We start from the raw sequence: 16,402 nt of genomic DNA, 5'->3' as shown, positions 1-16,402 counted from the left end.
CGTAGGAGTATCTCCTTTATGCGCGCAAGTGCTCCGCTTTCACAACCATTTGTAGGCCGTTAGCAAGTTGAACACGTACATCATCCTTATTGATTTCAACAATGGTCGCTGCCATGTTTCCTTTGCCCATGTTCACGTTAACTGCGTTACCTACTGTGATTTCATCAGCATTTAGAGCGCGCGTTTCTACAGGCTTAGTTGGTTTTTGTACTTTTGGTTTATTAGTACGACGAGGCTGTTGAGGCTTTTTAGCCGCAGGTTTCGCTTTCGCCTTACCCTCTTCACGAGCTTTTTGTGCTTGTTCTTTACGACGAGCCTGAACTTTCGCCTTGCTTTCTGCAAGTGTCGCTTTCGCGTGTTCAACGTGCTCTTCTTCTAGCTCACCACAAGGGTTGCCATCTAGGTCTACACGTACTGCACCTGGTTTTACACCGTGTAGGTAACGCCATGATGAAGTGTACTGTCTTAACGCTGCACGAAGCTGTGTTTTGCTTACTTTTTCGTCTTCATTTAGACGTTCCGCAAGATCTTGAAAAATACCAATTTTCAGAGGTTTTGCTTCACCTTCTAAAGTAAAGCACTTAGGGAAACATTCAGCAATATATGCAATAACTTCTTTGCTGTTTTTTAACTTTTCAGTCATGAGGGGTCCTGATTTGAGCGGATTTCCGCGAGCATTAAGAAAAAATATTCTCGTATTATAGTGACATGCCAAGGAAAAACCACACTCGAAGGCTAATTTATGCGTCGTTCGCGTGTGAATTAAGCAGCTTTTCTACTTCAACCATGAAATGAGTGAGACCTTCTTCGTCTGTTTCATTAAATCGGCCAATACTTGGACTATCAATATCAAGTACACCAACCACCTTTCCATTAATAGAAAATGGAATCACAATTTCTGAATTGCTCGCTGCATCGCACGCAATATGCCCCTCAAATTCGTGAACGTCGTATACTCTTTGTATAGTATTAGTTTGTGCAGCAGTACCGCAGACGCCTCGACCCATTGGGATACGAACACAAGCTGGTTTTCCTTGGAACGGACCAAGAATAAGCTCTTCACCTTTTGTTAGGTAAAAGCCTGCCCAGTTAAGATCGTCAAGTTCCATGAAAAGCAATGAGCTCAAGTTTGCTAGGTTCGCAATAAAGTCTGGTTCAGACTCAATTAGAGCAACAGCTTGTTTGGTTAGTCTTTGGTATTGTTCTAAGTTCATATTAACTTCCTACTTACTATAAAAGCTTCCATTCTCAATGTATGGCGCTAAAATGCAGCCCTACTTTATAATAGGACTTATTCTCAATTACAATGCTTCTGAAAAATGACACTATTAGCCGTTCTTGGTTGATAACACAAGTAAAAAAGCACAAGTCCAAGCTGATCATAGCGAACTTGATAGCGGTGCTTGCAACCTTGATTAGTGTTCCAATTCCCCTCCTCATGCCTTTGATGGTTGATGAGGTCTTATTGGACCAACCTGCAAAAGGTTTAGATGCCATGAATGCCATTCTCCCTGAAGCGTGGCACACTCCGACAGGCTATATTTTCTTCACCCTATTCTTGGTTGTTCTTATGCGAGCTGCGAGCCAAGGATTAAATATCCTTCAAAGCCGACAATTTACGCTTGTTTCAAAAACCATCACGTTTGAGATGCGCAGTAAAATGATCGACAAACTCGGCCGTATCAGCATCCGACAATACGAAACCAAAGGTAGCGGAGGAATCAACGCACACCTTATCACTGACATTGAGACCATTGATAAATTTATTGGTTCTACGTTAGCAAAATTCGTTATCAGTTTTCTGACTGTTATTGGTACTGCTATCGTTCTACTTTGGCTCGATTGGCGACTTGGTCTGTTTATCCTGTTAGTTAACCCTATTGTCATTTACTTCTCACGTAAACTAGGCAGTATGGTTAAACATCTGAAACGGAAGGAAAATCATTCTTTTGAAATTTTCCAAAACCGTTTAGTTGAAACATTAGATGGAATCTACCAACTACGCGCGGCCAATAAAGAACGAGAATTTCTCCAGCAACTCAAAGACAGTGCGAACCAAGTTCGCGTTGATGCAGACAAGTATGCTTGGCAATCTGAAGCTGCTGGTCGCGTATCTTTCCTTCTCTTTTTGATCGGCTTTGAATTATTCAGAGCTGTAGCAATGTTAATGGTCATGTTCAGTGACCTTACTATTGGCCAAATATTTGCCGTTTTTGGTTACCTATGGTTCATGCTGTCTCCTGTTCAAGAGTTGCTTGGGATTCAGTTTTCTTGGTATAGCGCTAAAGCGGCATTAAAACGCATCAACGACTTATTAGAGTTAGAAGAAGAGCAGAGACCGGTTTCTAAGGTAAATCCTTTCAAAGAAGGTAGAGAAGTTGATGTTAAAGTAGAAAACATTAATTTCTCTTACAATAATGAAAACAAAGTCCTAGATAATCTTTCTTTACATATGCCGGCAGGAAAGAAAGTGGCGTTAGTTGGTGCAAGCGGCGGTGGTAAGTCAACCTTGATACAATTACTTATTGGGGTTTACCGTCAAAACTCCGGTAGCATTCGCTTTAATGATGAATTAACAGAAGATATTGGTTTTGAAGTAATTCGCGACAAAATTGCCGTGGTATTACAGCAACCTATACTATTTAACGACACCTTGAGGCATAATCTAACGCTTGGTGGGGATTTTGACGAAATGTCACTTTGGCGTGCGCTTGAAGTGGCTCAGCTGCAAGATGTTATTTCTCAACTGAACCACGGCTTGGATACTCAAGTTGGTCGTAATGGCATTCGTTTGTCAGGAGGTCAACGACAACGGCTGGCCATTGCTAGAATGGTGCTGAGTAATCCTCAATTTGTTATTTTAGACGAAGCCACGTCTGCGCTAGATACCGCTACTGAAGCGGCTTTACACAAAGCACTGACCGAGTTCTTACGTGGTAGAACAACATTAATCGTTGCGCACCGACTGTCCGCTGTTAAACAAGCCGATTTGATCTACGTGCTTGAAGATGGGAAAGTGACGCAAACAGGTACTCATGGTGAGTTAGTTGAGCAAGAAGGCTTATATCAAACCTTATATGGGGGCATACAGTCCCACGCTTAAATCGTTCAAGCTAGAGAGGTCGTTATGACCTCTCTGTCTAAGCACGCCATGCAACCCAATAACGTACGTTTGTGCCAAGGTTGTGAATTGCCTGTCGACATCGTCGACTTACCCCATGGCAAAAATGCACACTGCCCTCGTTGTGGTACACAATTATATCGCGGAGGTAGCCCTAGCCTCTCTGGTAATCTAGCCGTCGCGATAACCTGCATCCTACTATTTATTCCATCGCACTTTTTTAACTTTATTAGCATCCGACTCTTTGGTGTGATGATTCCGGCAACCCTACCTTCAGGGATGATCACATTGATGGAAGAAGGATTTGTTCTTCTTTCATTGCTCATTCTATTTTGTAGCTCTCTTGCGCCACTGACGGTTTGTGTTTCAGTGGTAACGGCACATATTTCTTTACATCAACGATGGTTCCGTGGGCTTCGTATCTCACTGTGGCTAATTCAACATTTGAAGCATTGGGTTATGTTGGATGTGTTCTTAGTTAGCATCGCCATTTCCTGTTTTAAACTCCAAGATTATTCCGACATTTTCGTCGGTCCAGGGTTAATTGGTCTGGTTCTTTTGCAGATATTTACCGTTTTGTTAGTTTCAAGAATCAGCGTCCGTCGTTATTGGGAAGCTTGGAAGCCAGAAAGTTTATATGCTTTTGAGCATAAAGATGTGCATTGCCATGAATGCCACTTGTCCCAACCTGAAGGTGACCATTGCCAGCGTTGTCATCACGAGTTATATCATCGCAAGCCAAACTCCATTCAGAAAACATGGGCTTACCTCATCGCAGCAACGGTCGCCATCTTCCCTGCTAACCTGATCCCTATTTCCATCTTGCTTACCAATGGTAAGCGTTTGGAGGACACTATTTTTTCAGGCGTGGCTGGTTTGGTAAAAAGCGGCATGTATGGAATCGCTGCGATCATTTTTGTTGCCAGTATCGTTGTCCCGGTGATTAAAATACTTGGGCTCGCCTACATCATGCTTTGCATCCAATTCAAACGTTCGGTGTTTAAGAGACAACGAATGATGGTTTACTTTGTTGTTAAATGGATCGGTAAATGGTCTGTGATGGATTTGTTTGTTATTTCTATCATGATGACGTTAGTCGATCGTGGTCAGATACTGGATTTCACACCAGGATATGGCGCGGTAGCATTTGGTGTTGTCGTTGTATTGACCATGCTTGCAGCAGAAAGTATTGATCCAAGGCTAATCTGGGACCAAACAAGCCCAAAACAATCAGAAAAAGAGTCAATGAATGAGTGATCAGAACAGTTCTCAAACGTCATACGTACCAGATGTAAAGCGGAGTAAAGGCATATCTCCTCTTTGGCTGTTGCCAATTTTGACCATGGTCTTAGCTGGCTGGCTTGTTGTGAAGTCGATACACGATGCAGGACAACGAGTGCAAATCTATTTTTCTGATGCCGCTGGTCTTGTCGCCGGCCGAACCACTATCCGTTACCAAGGATTAGAAGTCGGCATGGTAAGAGACATTAACCTCACCGAAGATCTCGGCAGTATTTATGTCGATGCTGATATCTATCCTGAAGCTGCAAAGTTACTGAACGATAAAACACGCTTTTGGTTAGTAAAACCAACAGCTAGCCTAACGGGAGTTTCCGGACTGGATGCGCTCGTCTCAGGTAACTACATCTCGATTCAACCCGGAGATGGTCAAGAGTTTGAGACAACATTCCATGCGTTAGACTCTGCCCCAACAGATTTACGCGTTTCTCAAGGTTTGAATATTAAGCTCAAAAGCCGTGATTTAGGTGGTGTATCGGTTGGCTCTCAAATTGTTTATAAGAAAATCCCAATCGGTGAAGTGTACAGTTACCAGCTAGATGAAGATGCAAAATCTATCACTATTCAAGCCAACATTCAGGATCAATACCGACATATCATTAACAACCGCAGTCGATTCTGGAACGTCAGTGGAATTGGTGCCAGCATCGGTTTTGAAGGTGTCGATGTAAGACTAGAAAGCATGAGTGCCTTACTAGGTGGCGCCATCGCCGTCGACTCTCCGGATGATGGTGAGCCTGTAGAAGAGAACACCGAGTTCCGTTTGTATAAAGATTTGAAAACTGCTGGTCGAGGCATCGCGGTTAAAATCGTCCTACCTGATGACAGCAAGATCAGCGGAGAAGGCGCTCCAATTATGTATCGCGGAATCGAAATTGGCCAAGTTACGGACTTGAGCCTTTCCGAAGGCCGAGAAGTGATATTGGCGTCAGCGGCAATTCAACCCGCTTTTAGTGACATGCTGACGACAGGTACTCGATTTGTCTTAGAAGAAGCAAAGGTGTCCCTTTCTGGTGTTGAAAACATTGCTAATTTAGTGCGAGGAAACTTCTTAACGATCGTACCGGGCGCGGGTGAACGCTCTCGCCGCTTTACTGCGATTCGTAAAAACGTGTTTAACCAACAGCAAGAAAAGTCTATCGCGATTCGGTTGGTGTCCGACAATTCGTTTGGCCTAGATAGCGGTGCCAATGTACTTTATAAAGGCATCGTTGTTGGTTCAATCATCAAAGTGGGCCTAGTTAAGGAAGATAAAAAATCACAACACGAAGTATTTATGGATGTATTGATTGACCATGAATACAAACATCTGATCAAATCAAACAATCGTTTTTATGTAACCGGCAGTGCATCAGCAGAGTTAACTGAATCGGGGCTCAGCGTTACCGTTCCTCCAGCAAAGCAGTTGTTAACCGGGTCAATTAGTTTTGTGAGCGAAGGCAAGCAGGATATTCAAAAAGAGTATCAACTGTTCCAAAATGAATCATTGGCTGAATTGGCGCAGTACAATCAAAGTGGCTCTAGGGCGCTAACACTATTTGCTTCTGAATTGCCGCCGATTTCCAAAGGCAGCCCTCTACTCTATCGTAATCTTCCAGTTGGTAACGTCTCCGATTTCCAACTAGTTGATGGCGGAGTACTAATTAAGGCTACTATCGAAAACCGCTTCGCTTATCTTGTAACGCCACAAACCGTTTTTTGGAATCGTTCAGGGATTGAGATAGATGCATCATTAGCTGGCGTCAGTGTGAAAGCGCACCCTTTGAAGTCGTTAATCGAAGGTGGCATCGCTTTTGACTCCGTACCAGGCGTTGAAAACAAAATCGGAGAAAACTGGAAGCTGTATTCTGATCAAAAAACCGCTCGCAAGTTTGGGCGCGTCATTGCTTTAGAAACCGACGGTTCGCAAGAGATTGCTAAAGGAATGCCGATTGAATATCAAGGTGTTAAAGTTGGTGAAATCACTCTGGTTGTACCGAATTTTCGTCGTAACATGGTTGAAGTCACTGCAAGGATCCTACCTGAATACGTAGAAAACATTGCAGTTGAAGGCTCACATTTTTGGCTAACTGAACCAGAAATTGGTTTAGGTGGCGTTAAAAACCTCGGGGCGTTGGTGTCGAAATCCATCAGTGTTGAACCAGGTAAAGGTAAAGCTAAATTTGATTTTCAATTAGAAAATAGTTCAGAACGCGTGCATGGAATCATGTTTACGTTACAAAGTGAACAAAGAGGCTCAGTACAAGTCGGTACCCCTATTCTTTACCGCCAGATGGAAGTTGGCCAAGTGACCGACGTAAGCCTAGGAGAATTTGCTGATCGCATCGTCACGACTATCAAAATACAGCCTGAATATGCTTACCTCGTTCGTCAAAACAGTGTGTTCTGGAATGTTTCAGGAGTAGATGTTTCCATCGGGCTTACCGGCGCTAACATCAAAGCGGGAACCTTTGATAGTTTAGTTCGCGGAGGAATTGCGTTTTCAACGCCAGAGCAATCGACTATTCCACCAGCGGCAAAGAGTGGGCAATCTTTCTTTTTGTATCCACAAGCTGAAGAAGGTTGGACTCAATGGCGTACAGCAATTCCGAAGCCGTAGAATAAAGCTCAATTCACGTACAATTGAAGTTTGATCATTTTAAAAGAGCAGCAATCGCTGCTCTTTTTTATTGCTCGGCCCTTGTCACTATTCGTTTCTGCTTCGCTTTCGTATATTATTTGCCACAAATTCTGCAAACGAGATCCCACATTGCATCCTAATGTTTACATCCCAGACGCGTTTCTGGAAAAAATCCAAACTATTCTTCCTGCTCACCTCAACATGGAAGACTTTATCGCGTCGTGCCAAAAGCCACTGCGCAAAAGTATTCGAGTTAATACGTTGAAGATCAGTGTTGAAGCGTTTCTAGAACGAACAGAAGCAAAAGGCTGGAAGCTTTCTCCCGTGCCTTGGTGTGACACAGGTTTTTGGATTGAAGCGGACGAGTCAGTTGTACCATTAGGCAACACAGCAGAACACATGTCTGGCTTATTCTACATTCAAGAAGCCAGTTCGATGATGCCGGTATCTGCTCTGTTTATGAATGATGAATCTTACGATGCCGTGTTAGATACCGCAGCCGCTCCAGGCTCAAAAACCACTCAAATTGCAGCTTTAATGAACAACGAAGGTGTGCTTGTGGCCAATGAATACGCCGCAAGTCGTGTAAAAGTACTGCACGCTAATGTGGAACGTTGTGGAGTACGTAACGCCGCACTAAGTAACTTCGATGGGCGCGTTTTTGGCGGTTGGCTACCAGAACAATTTGATGCGGTTTTGCTCGACGCGCCTTGCTCTGGAGAAGGCACCGTTCGCAAAGACGAAGATGCGATGAAAAACTGGACGCAAGCTTCCGTACTCGACATCGCTGACACACAGAAAGATCTTATTGAAAGCGCCTTCCATGCATTAAAGCCCGGTGGTGTGATGGTTTACTCAACATGTACGCTCAGTACAGAAGAAAACCAACAAGTTTGTCAACACTTGAAAGAAACCTTTGGGGATGCTGTAGAGTTTGAAAGCCTTGAGAACTTGTTTGAAAACGCAGAGGCAGCTCTAACTGAAGAAGGCTTTTTGCATATTTTCCCGCAGGTCTACGACTGTGAAGGGTTCTTTGTTGCAAGAATTCGCAAACAGGCTGCTGTTGAGGCGCCAGAAGTCAAAAAGCGCATGGGGAAATTCCCCTTTGCTAAAACTTCAAAAAAAGAATCGACAGAAATTGCTCAACAACTCCAAAGCGCGTTAGGTATTAAACTTCCAAATGACAGTTCTGTATGGCTTCGCGATAAAGATGTCTGGTTATTCCCTAATGCTTTAGAAGCGATGATCGGCGAATTACGCTTCTCCCGTATGGGTATAAAGATCGCGGAAGCACATAAAAATGGCTACCGTTGGCAACACCAAGTCGCGACTGCCCTGGCGACAGGTTCTGAAAGCAACGCCATTGAACTCAGTATTGAAGAAGCGCGCGAATGGTACATGGGGCGTGATGTTCGCCCACAAACCATTCCTGAGGGAATGAAAACAGGTAAAGGCGAAGTGCTTGTCACCTATCAAGGCGCAGTTATTGGCCTTGGCAAGTGGGTAAGCAACCGAATAAAGAATGGTCTCCCTCGCGAATTAGTACGAGATAAGAACTTATTTTAAAAGACGTAAAACGAACCATAAATAAATGAAAAGCCATCGTATTTGCGATGGCTTTTTAATTCGTAAGTATGAAAGCAAGTGGGCTCGCTAGCGATCCGGACACGCTGTACTAAACTAGTTGTATCAAAGTAATGCTTTGATGTGGCATTTCTCTCTATGTTCACCAACAAAATTATTGTTGGACAAGTTTAGCGCAGGCTCTGCGGAGCCGTTTCCCCTAGGCCCAAAAAAAGGAAAAGTTTGGGCCGTTTTTTTGGCTGTAGATCCGCTATACGTGAGTTTGGACTACGCTAGACGAATACCGTCTTTCTCAATGACAATTTTACCCTGCTTGTATAAGCCACCGATGGTCTTTTTATAAGTCCCTTTACTTGTGCGGAAAGCATCAAAAATCGCTTCAGGAGACGACTTGTCATTCAAAGGCAAAAATCCGCCTTTCTTCTCTAGCAGGTCAAGGATCTTACTAGAAAGATCGTCCATTTTCGCCACACCTACTTTTTGTAGAGCAAGGTCGATTTTACCATCTTCACGAATGTGCTTAATAAAGCCTTTCAGCTTTTTACCGATGTAAAGCTTACCAAAAACATCCGATGGGAAAATCATGCCCCAATGCTTACCGTTAACGATAGCTTTATAACCAAGTTGACTACGCTCTGCGATGATCAAATCAACTTGTTCGTTAACTTCATAATTCGCTGGAGTTTTATCTAACCATTTATTGAACTTAGTCGTACCAACAATGCGACCTGACGCTTTGTCGGTATAAACATACACTAAAATGGTTTGTCCGGCAGAGAAGCGAGTGCGTTGCTCACTAAAAGGAATCAGTAAGTCCTTTTCTTTGATGCCCCAATTTACAAAAGCACCTGTCGCATTCACACCCTCAATCTTCATTAAACCCCACTCACCCACTTGGGCAATTGGTCTTTCAATGGTCGCAGCAAGTTGGCTTTCTGAATCGAAGTACAGAAATACGTCTACATACTCACCAATTTCAGTACCCTCTGGTACATACTTACTAGGTAGTAGAACAGAACCGTAATCATCGCCATCCAGAAATACGCCAAAATCAGCCTTTTTAATGACTTCTAAGCTGTTAATTTGACCAATTTTAATCATTGATTTTGTCTCTTTTTAAATTTACGTGGAATTATACCTAAACTAACAAGAAAATCAGAGAGAAAAGCATAGTGCTCTGTTATGCTGTTGTCGTTCAGCTATATGCCCCAGTCACTCTTTTAGCACTCTTATACTTACCTGCTCAACGGAACGCATAAGTTAAGAATGCTTTAGCAAAGTCAGGAGCTTTCTTTGGTCACCGTCGATAAACAAGACTCAATAACATTAAAAATCAGTCATGCACTCGCAAAGAGCAAAAGTGTCGACCTAGATATTTACTTTTTTATACCTGGTGAGCTTGGTTTAAACGCCGATATCATCAGTGAATCCGAATTTTATTACACCTCAATCACACAGCAACGATCTTATTACAGTACTGAAATCCTTCTTCCGCTAGTACACAGTCGACTTGCCAAACGTGGACGCCTGTCGAATCAGCAATACCGAGTAAGTTTGAGTTTGTTCGCTTACCAATACGTTATCGCGCTAGACAAAGCGGTAGCAAGTTTAAACAAGCATGAGAACAACTCCGTAACGGAAGATGAAGTGGACGAAGTTATCGAGCTCACGCTTGAGATCTTAAAGCGCTTGCGGCGTTCTATTCCTTATGAAGAGAACTTAAAACGCTACTACGTTAACATCGATAACTATCTGTCTTGGTATACCGAGCAAAAGTTCCTGTCACTGGTGGCCCATCTACCACGTGAAGGCGACTATGGCACGATCAAAAAGCGTCTGATCACGCTATGTGAGAAAGAGCAAGCCCATCGTAAACTCAACAAATACAACTCATCAAGAGTCGTTGAAGACGTTACTCGCCTATCTAACAAAATGCGCTTGCTAAGGCGATTGATTGAACACCCTATCGTGCTTCGTGAAGAAACCATATCGATGGGTAACAACATTAAGCGCGCTATCAAAGGTATTGCAACCGGTTTAGTGATGGTTGTCGTGACCTCGACAGTGATTCTCGCTCGCGATTATCTGGGGGAAATTTCTGCCTCATTCATTATCGCGATGTCTTTTATTTACGCTTTACGAGAAATCTTTAAAGATGATTTACGCGATGCCATGTGGCGATGGATCCGTAAAGGCAAGCCAAAATGGCGTAAGAAGTATGTTGATCCAACGACGAAAAAAGTGGTTGGCAAAAAATTGGAGTGGCTCGATTATCGTACCTTAAGTAGCTTGCCGGATAAGATTCAAAGAATACGTAAAAAACGCGTCGTGCAACGTGAAGAGCAGATTCTTCATTATCACGAGAAAACCGAAATGGCGACCTCTCTTTTCTTGAGTGGTTACGAACAAACGAGAGAAACATTGAACATCAGTTTGCGCCCTATCATCCGCTTGATGGATAAAAGCTCAAACCGAGTTTACCGTTTAAATGAAGGTCAAGTAACCAAAGAGTCAGTAGAGAAACGTCATTTGCTCAATGTGATTGTCAAAGAGGACAACCACACCGATGAGCCTGTTTATTACCGCTGGAAAGTGGTCTTAAATCGCTCCAAAATCGTCTCTATCGAGAAGATTGAACTCAATTAAGCCACCACCTTTAAACAAGCGAGCCACAAACCACTAGGCAGCCTCTTTTCTTTGTTGGGCTGCTTTTTTTATCGAAAGAGTAAGCGAGAATTCAGCCATTGGCTCGTCACCATGTAAGTTAGGACACAGCGCGACAATTTTTACGTCACGATTTACTCGTTCACCCGTTGCCAAGGTGTGCTCGAGCATCTCATCAATGACATGACCATCGTTACAAACAAAGTGCACATCGGCTTCCGGGCGCTTTAAAAACTCGGCTTTCACACCTTTAAATGCCAGCGAGATCGCTTCTCCCTTTTCTTGCGCTTTACTCATAGCAAGAAAACCACCAGCAACATCAGCGCCAACGGCTAAAGCACCGAAATACATGCTATTCAGGTGGTTCTTCGTCCTTCTGCGCAATGGGATACGAACCTCAACATGCTTGCTATCTATCGCAATGATTTTAGGGTGGCAAAGCCAAATCAGCGGCACTTTTGAAAAGCCAAACAGATTTAGATACAAATTCGCACGACGTAGAGCTGATAACATTTTGGTCTCCTTACCAATCTAGTCAGACCAGTTAATCAACGAAAGAAATAGATGTCAAAGAAATGTTAACAAAAGCTCGATCTCACGAGTTATTTAACCTTCAGGAAGTGACGGCGTCACCCGTGAGGTATGAAGTTTATCGCAGTTACTTAGATTACCTTACAGCGAGATAGATAAAATGGTTATAAATTCAAATGTATATATATTGATTTAATGATCAAGTTTTGTCATTTATACATAAGTCATTTAAATGAATACCTACACCTTTGTATACAATTCGGTATTTCCTGGCGAAGATTCCCGTGAAACGGTTTATTCCTGCCTGTAATTCCGTTATCTTTACCCCTTCGCAATAGAGAATAAAGCTATAACATGCCTATAAAAACAGATGAATTGAGAACCCAACCTTTGGGTCCAATGCCTACCCCAGCAGAGCTAGGTAGTGTACATCCTATTACGGATGACGTTGCAGACCGTATCGCTCAATCTCGTCGTCAGATTGAAAACATTTTATCGGGTGAAGACGATCGCCTTCTTGCGATTGTAGGTCCGTGTTCTGTTCACGACACTGAAGCTGCCATTGATTACGCCACTCGCCTGAGTGAAATCCAAGACAAGTACAAAGACGAACTGTTTATCGTGATGCGTACTTACTTTGAAAAGCCTCGTACAGTAGTTGGTTGGAAAGGTTTGATTACGGACCCTAACCTAGATGGTTCTTACGCACTTGAAGCTGGTCTTCATAAAGCTCGTAAACTACTACTGGATATCAACAAGCTTGGTCTTGCGACTGCTACTGAGTTTCTTGATATGATCACTGGTCAATACATCGCGGATTTGATCACTTGGGGCGCGATTGGTGCTCGCACAACGGAATCACAAATTCACCGTGAAATGGCGTCGGCACTATCTTGCCCAGTTGGTTTCAAAAATGGCACAAATGGCAACGTAAAAATTGCAATTGATGCAATTCGCGCATCGAAAGCATCGCATTACTTCTACTCGCCAGATAAGAACGGTCGAATGACGGTTTACCGCACAAGTGGTAACCCTTACGGTCATATTATTCTGCGCGGTGGAGAAAAAGGCCCTAACTTTGATGAAGCATCAGTCAAACAAGCATGTGATGCTTTAGCTGAGTTTGGATTGCCACAACGTTTGGTTGTGGATTTCAGCCATGCAAACTGTCAGAAGCAACACAGAAAACAAATCGACGTAGCTCAGGACATTTGTAACCAAATTAAGTCAGGCAGCACTCGTATTGCGGGTATCATGGCTGAAAGCTTTATTCTTGAAGGCAATCAGCCAATGACTGACATCAATAACCTAACGTATGGTCAGTCTATTACAGATCCATGCCTAGGTTGGGAAGACACTGCTACAATGCTAGATATGCTGGCAAGCGCTGTTAAGTCCCGAAAGTCCCTATAACAAAATAATCAAGGAATCTTCATGCCATCGTTTGATATTGTTTCTGAAATCGATACGGTTGAACTACGTAACGCCGTTGATAACGCTAACCGTGAATTGTCTACTCGTTTCGATTTCCGCAACGTAAATGCGAGCTTTGAGCTAGTAGAAGAAAACGTAAAAATGTCTGCGGAAGGTGACTTCCAACTTAAGCAAATGCGCGACATTTTACGCGGCCACTTAGCGAAGCGTAACATTGACGCGAACGCAATGGATGCACAAGACCCAGACGTTACTGGTAAAAACTGGCACCAAACTCTGCTTTTCCGCCAAGGTATTGATACTCCAACGGCGAAAAAAGTAGTGAAACTTATCAAAGACGCAAAGTTAAAAGTACAAGCTTCTATTCAAGGCGACAAAGTACGTGTTACTGGTAAGAAACGCGACGACCTGCAAGCGACAATGGCAGCGATTCGTGAAGCAGAGATGGGTATCCCATTCCAGTTTAACAACTTCCGTGATTAATCAATCTGAGAAGTAAATAAAAACGCCAGCGCATAATCCGCTGGCGTTTTTATTTACTTTAGTGTAACGAACTACGTATCCACTTTAGCATTTGGCATTGCTAGATAACTAAGTCCTGTCCTTGCAGCAATACGAATTCGCTCGTTCCTTGTGGTATGAACACGCAAATTCGAAGCTTTTCAGCTTTAGCCTTAGCCAGCATATCCGAAAGCTCAGCAGCGCTCGAGAAAGCTTCTCTTTCTGCATCTCTTCGTATTAGTTCTAACACATTCGCTTCACATCGAGTTGAGTACAGAGCCAGCTCCGCTTGTTGCATATAGCGTACGGCTTTTATTGGCAACATCTCAACATCTTTCCCAACATGAACCCAAGTACAACTTCCCTTTTCATCTAAAGGTGTTGCCACGGTCGCTTGGTAAATTGCTTCTAACTCTCGATTATCTCGTGCGTTTTCAACCTCGGGATTCGAGAAGAATTGCTCCCAAAACTTACGGCGTAAATCGACGCTAGGCAATGCCTCTTTAATTGAGTTTCGCTTTGAGTTAGCAAAATCCGCCATCAACCCCATGTTTTGTGGCAGTATCGATTCAAGCTTTTCACGGATGTTTCGAATTAAAACTGGCGAAGCTCCACCACTAGAGATAGCGATTTGGATGCGGCCACGATTAATCATTGACGGCGTGATGAAATCACAGTAAGGCTTATCATCCACAACGTTAACCAAGATGCCTAGCTCTTTAGCATCTTTGTACACTTGGTGATTTAGCTCAGGATTGTCTGTCGTCACCCACACTTGAACAAAGCTTTTAGTGACAATGTCACTCGAATAGAAACGTTGTACCCAGCGCAGTTGACGCTCAGAAGCAAGCTTAGACAGAAAATCAACCAACGTCGGAGAAACGATAGTCACATCCGCCCCAGCCTTTAGCAACGCTTCCACCTTTCGGCTTGCCACCTCACCGCCACCCACGACGAGAACGGGTTTATTAATTAAATCTAAGAACAGAGGAAAATATCGCATTTCAATCCATGATTACTCTAATTAGCTGTTGTAGACCATGCTACCAAAAATGGGGCAAGCTCATCACCCTGTTTCGGTATCACAAATAATTTTTGTTTGAATTTTTACTGAACTTCACCTTGCTCAGCTAATGACAGTTTTAATAACAACTTTTTATTCTTTTGTATTGTTCACTCTTCTATTGATTGTTCTGATGCACCAAATTGTCCATGAATTGCACTATTTACAAACAATTAACATTTCGTCATTCTAAATCTCAAGGCACTTTGTAAGTTCTCTCAAAACTTCATTTAAATTATATATTTGAGAATTAACAGATCCTTTCCTACGCTTATAACTGGTTGATCTATCGAATGCCGTTTCTTCGAAAATCAATCACGTAGGACGATAACTCTAACGAATTGGACACGTTATTTCAGGTCACTCCTGATTAAACATGGATCATACAGGAAGGATACAAATGGCAAATAAACTCACAGTTCTTGCTTCCGTCGTAGCGGCTTCTACTGCGATGATGGCAACATCAGCTCAAGCAGCAGACACTACTCTGGACAAAGTCACAAAACAAGGCTTTCTTACTTGTGGCGTAAGTACCGGTCTACCTGGTTTCTCTAACCCTAACTCAAAAGGCGAATGGGAAGGTATCGACGTAGAATATTGCCAAGCACTGGCTGCAGCCGTTCTTGGGGATAAAACGAAAGTTAAATATGTACCCCTAACCGCAAAAGAACGTTTCACTGCGCTTCAATCTGGTGAGATTGATGTGCTTTCCCGTAACACGACCTGGACTCTCCACCGCGACACTGCACTGGGCCTAAACTTCGTAGGTGTGAACTACTACGACGGTCAAGGTTTTATGGTGAAGAAGGAACTTGGTATATCAAGTGCTAAGGAGCTTGATGGTGCGTCGGTATGTGTTCAGTCAGGTACAACAACCGAGCTAAACCTTGCAGATTATTTCCGCAACCAAGGCATGGCGTACAAACCAGTGGTATTCGACACAGCGGCGCAAACTTCGAAAGGTTTTGATGCGGGACGCTGTGACGTATTAACAACTGACCAATCTGGCCTTTATGCACTACGTTTGAATTTGAAAGATCCGTCCTCTGCGGCCGTTCTTCCAGAAATCATCTCTAAAGAGCCACTAGGTCCAGTCGTTCGGCAAGGCGATGATCAATGGTTTAACATCGCTAAGTGGACATTGTCTGCGATGATTAACGCTGAAGAATACGGTATTAGTTCGAAGAATGCGGATGAAATGCTGAAGTCAACAGATCCAAACATCAAGCGTATCCTTGGTGTTGATGGCCCTAAAGGCAAAGGGTTGGGTATCCGCGACGATTGGGGCTACCAGGTTATCAAACAAGTTGGTAACTATGGTGAAAGCTTCGAACGTACAGTCGGTACTGGTTCGCCATTAGAAATCTCTCGTGGCGTTAATGCGCTATGGAATGCAGGCGGCTTTATGTACGCGCCACCAATCCGATAGAAAGAGTTAATCAGGGCGGTTCATGCCGCCCTTTTTCTTGATTATATCTCACTGTATGAGTAAGGATCGCTCATTGGATGGCGAAAAGCGCTCGCTTTGTGGAACGGCTTTAAAGGTTCGTAAGCCGCTAGACATGAGAGCGTTATTCTTTAGCCA

General features: G+C 43.3%; 13 protein-coding genes. 8 read left to right on the top strand and 5 right to left on the bottom strand.

Annotation, left to right across the window (positions count from 1 at the left end):
• Positions 1–16 precede the first annotated feature (16 nt).
• Positions 17–643, bottom strand: a complete 627-nt coding sequence (proQ, locus tag R7035_RS00135) for an RNA chaperone ProQ (protein WP_005377435.1) — start codon at positions 641–643, stop codon at positions 17–19.
• Between the two features lie 97 nt (positions 644–740).
• Positions 741–1,214 carry a GAF domain-containing protein gene (locus tag R7035_RS00130; protein WP_017634278.1) on the bottom strand — a complete coding sequence of 158 codons (474 nt, stop codon included), beginning with the start codon at positions 1,212–1,214 and terminating at the stop codon, positions 741–743.
• Positions 1,215–1,306: 92 nt separating this feature from the next.
• Here R7035_RS00130 and R7035_RS00125 point away from each other — a divergent pair, with 92 nt between their 5' ends.
• The 4 genes from R7035_RS00125 to rsmF all read left to right on the top strand — a co-directional run bounded on the left by R7035_RS00125 (position 1,307) and on the right by rsmF (position 8,606).
• Positions 1,307–3,103: an ABC transporter ATP-binding protein gene (locus R7035_RS00125; protein ID WP_033905326.1), complete on the top strand. Its 1,797-nt coding sequence runs from the start codon at positions 1,307–1,309 to the stop codon at positions 3,101–3,103.
• A 24-nt stretch (positions 3,104–3,127) separates the two neighbouring features.
• Entirely contained in the window at positions 3,128–4,378 is a 1,251-nt protein-coding gene (locus R7035_RS00120; protein WP_005377429.1) for a paraquat-inducible protein A, read from the top strand.
• Positions 4,371–7,019, top strand: a complete 2,649-nt coding sequence (locus R7035_RS00115; protein WP_017634276.1) for an MlaD family protein — start codon at positions 4,371–4,373, stop codon at positions 7,017–7,019. The genes R7035_RS00120 and R7035_RS00115 overlap by 8 nt, the downstream gene beginning before the upstream one ends.
• Before the next feature lie 150 nt (positions 7,020–7,169).
• Positions 7,170–8,606, top strand: coding sequence for a 16S rRNA (cytosine(1407)-C(5))-methyltransferase RsmF (rsmF, locus tag R7035_RS00110; protein ID WP_170890642.1), 1,437 nt, complete (start codon positions 7,170–7,172; stop codon positions 8,604–8,606).
• A gap of 285 nt (positions 8,607–8,891) precedes the next feature.
• Here the strand turns inward: rsmF and R7035_RS00105 are convergent, their stop codons facing one another.
• Positions 8,892–9,725, bottom strand: a complete 834-nt coding sequence (locus R7035_RS00105; protein ID WP_054576876.1) for a S1 RNA-binding domain-containing protein — start codon at positions 9,723–9,725, stop codon at positions 8,892–8,894.
• A 192-nt stretch (positions 9,726–9,917) separates the two neighbouring features.
• Here R7035_RS00105 and R7035_RS00100 point away from each other — a divergent pair, with 192 nt between their 5' ends.
• The gene (locus R7035_RS00100; RefSeq protein ID WP_005377421.1) at positions 9,918–11,270 is read left to right on the top strand and encodes a hypothetical protein; all 1,353 of its coding nucleotides are present in this window, start codon (positions 9,918–9,920) and stop codon (positions 11,268–11,270) included.
• Positions 11,271–11,303: 33 nt separating this feature from the next.
• Here R7035_RS00100 and R7035_RS00095 read toward each other — a convergent pair whose 3' ends face one another.
• Positions 11,304–11,801, bottom strand: a complete 498-nt coding sequence (locus R7035_RS00095; RefSeq protein WP_005377418.1) for a DUF4442 domain-containing protein — start codon at positions 11,799–11,801, stop codon at positions 11,304–11,306.
• Positions 11,802–12,173: 372 nt separating this feature from the next.
• Here R7035_RS00095 and R7035_RS00090 point away from each other — a divergent pair, with 372 nt between their 5' ends.
• A complete protein-coding gene (locus R7035_RS00090; protein WP_005390197.1) occupies positions 12,174–13,232 on the top strand; it encodes a 3-deoxy-7-phosphoheptulonate synthase in 1,059 nt (352 codons plus the stop codon).
• A gap of 21 nt (positions 13,233–13,253) precedes the next feature.
• Positions 13,254–13,736: a YajQ family cyclic di-GMP-binding protein gene (locus tag R7035_RS00085; protein WP_005377415.1), complete on the top strand. Its 483-nt coding sequence runs from the start codon at positions 13,254–13,256 to the stop codon at positions 13,734–13,736.
• A 100-nt stretch (positions 13,737–13,836) separates the two neighbouring features.
• Here the strand turns inward: R7035_RS00085 and R7035_RS00080 are convergent, their stop codons facing one another.
• Complete coding sequence (locus R7035_RS00080) at positions 13,837–14,757, bottom strand: bifunctional precorrin-2 dehydrogenase/sirohydrochlorin ferrochelatase (protein ID WP_318145910.1); 921 nt, start codon at positions 14,755–14,757, stop codon at positions 13,837–13,839.
• A gap of 460 nt (positions 14,758–15,217) precedes the next feature.
• Here R7035_RS00080 and R7035_RS00075 point away from each other — a divergent pair, with 460 nt between their 5' ends.
• Positions 15,218–16,246 (top strand): amino acid ABC transporter substrate-binding protein, encoded by a 1,029-nt coding sequence (locus tag R7035_RS00075; protein WP_005377403.1) that lies wholly within the window; start codon positions 15,218–15,220, stop codon positions 16,244–16,246.
• Positions 16,247–16,402: the final 156 nt, after the last annotated feature.

The organism is Vibrio sp. 1731 (assembly GCF_033339955.1).
Lineage (GTDB): Bacteria > Pseudomonadota > Gammaproteobacteria > Enterobacterales > Vibrionaceae > Vibrio > Vibrio alginolyticus.
This window is presented reverse-complemented; position numbering and strand designations above follow the sequence as displayed.

Bases quoted from the DNA above. Each gene is read 5' to 3' on its own strand.
- R7035_RS00130 (WP_017634278.1), bottom strand. From the start codon at position 1,214: ATGAACTTAGAACAATACCAAAGACTAACCAAACAAGCTGTTGCTCTA.
- R7035_RS00090 (WP_005390197.1), top strand. From the start codon at position 12,174: ATGCCTATAAAAACAGATGAATTGAGAACCCAACCTTTGGGTCCAATG.
- R7035_RS00075 (WP_005377403.1), top strand. From the start codon at position 15,218: ATGGCAAATAAACTCACAGTTCTTGCTTCCGTCGTAGCGGCTTCTACT.
- R7035_RS00095 (WP_005377418.1), bottom strand. From the start codon at position 11,801: ATGTTATCAGCTCTACGTCGTGCGAATTTGTATCTAAATCTGTTTGGC.
- R7035_RS00120 (WP_005377429.1), top strand. From the start codon at position 3,128: ATGACCTCTCTGTCTAAGCACGCCATGCAACCCAATAACGTACGTTTG.
- R7035_RS00125 (WP_033905326.1), top strand. From the start codon at position 1,307: ATGCTTCTGAAAAATGACACTATTAGCCGTTCTTGGTTGATAACACAA.
- R7035_RS00105 (WP_054576876.1), bottom strand. From the start codon at position 9,725: ATGATTAAAATTGGTCAAATTAACAGCTTAGAAGTCATTAAAAAGGCT.
- proQ (WP_005377435.1), bottom strand. From the start codon at position 643: ATGACTGAAAAGTTAAAAAACAGCAAAGAAGTTATTGCATATATTGCT.
- R7035_RS00115 (WP_017634276.1), top strand. From the start codon at position 4,371: ATGAGTGATCAGAACAGTTCTCAAACGTCATACGTACCAGATGTAAAG.
- R7035_RS00085 (WP_005377415.1), top strand. From the start codon at position 13,254: ATGCCATCGTTTGATATTGTTTCTGAAATCGATACGGTTGAACTACGT.
- R7035_RS00080 (WP_318145910.1), bottom strand. From the start codon at position 14,757: ATGCGATATTTTCCTCTGTTCTTAGATTTAATTAATAAACCCGTTCTC.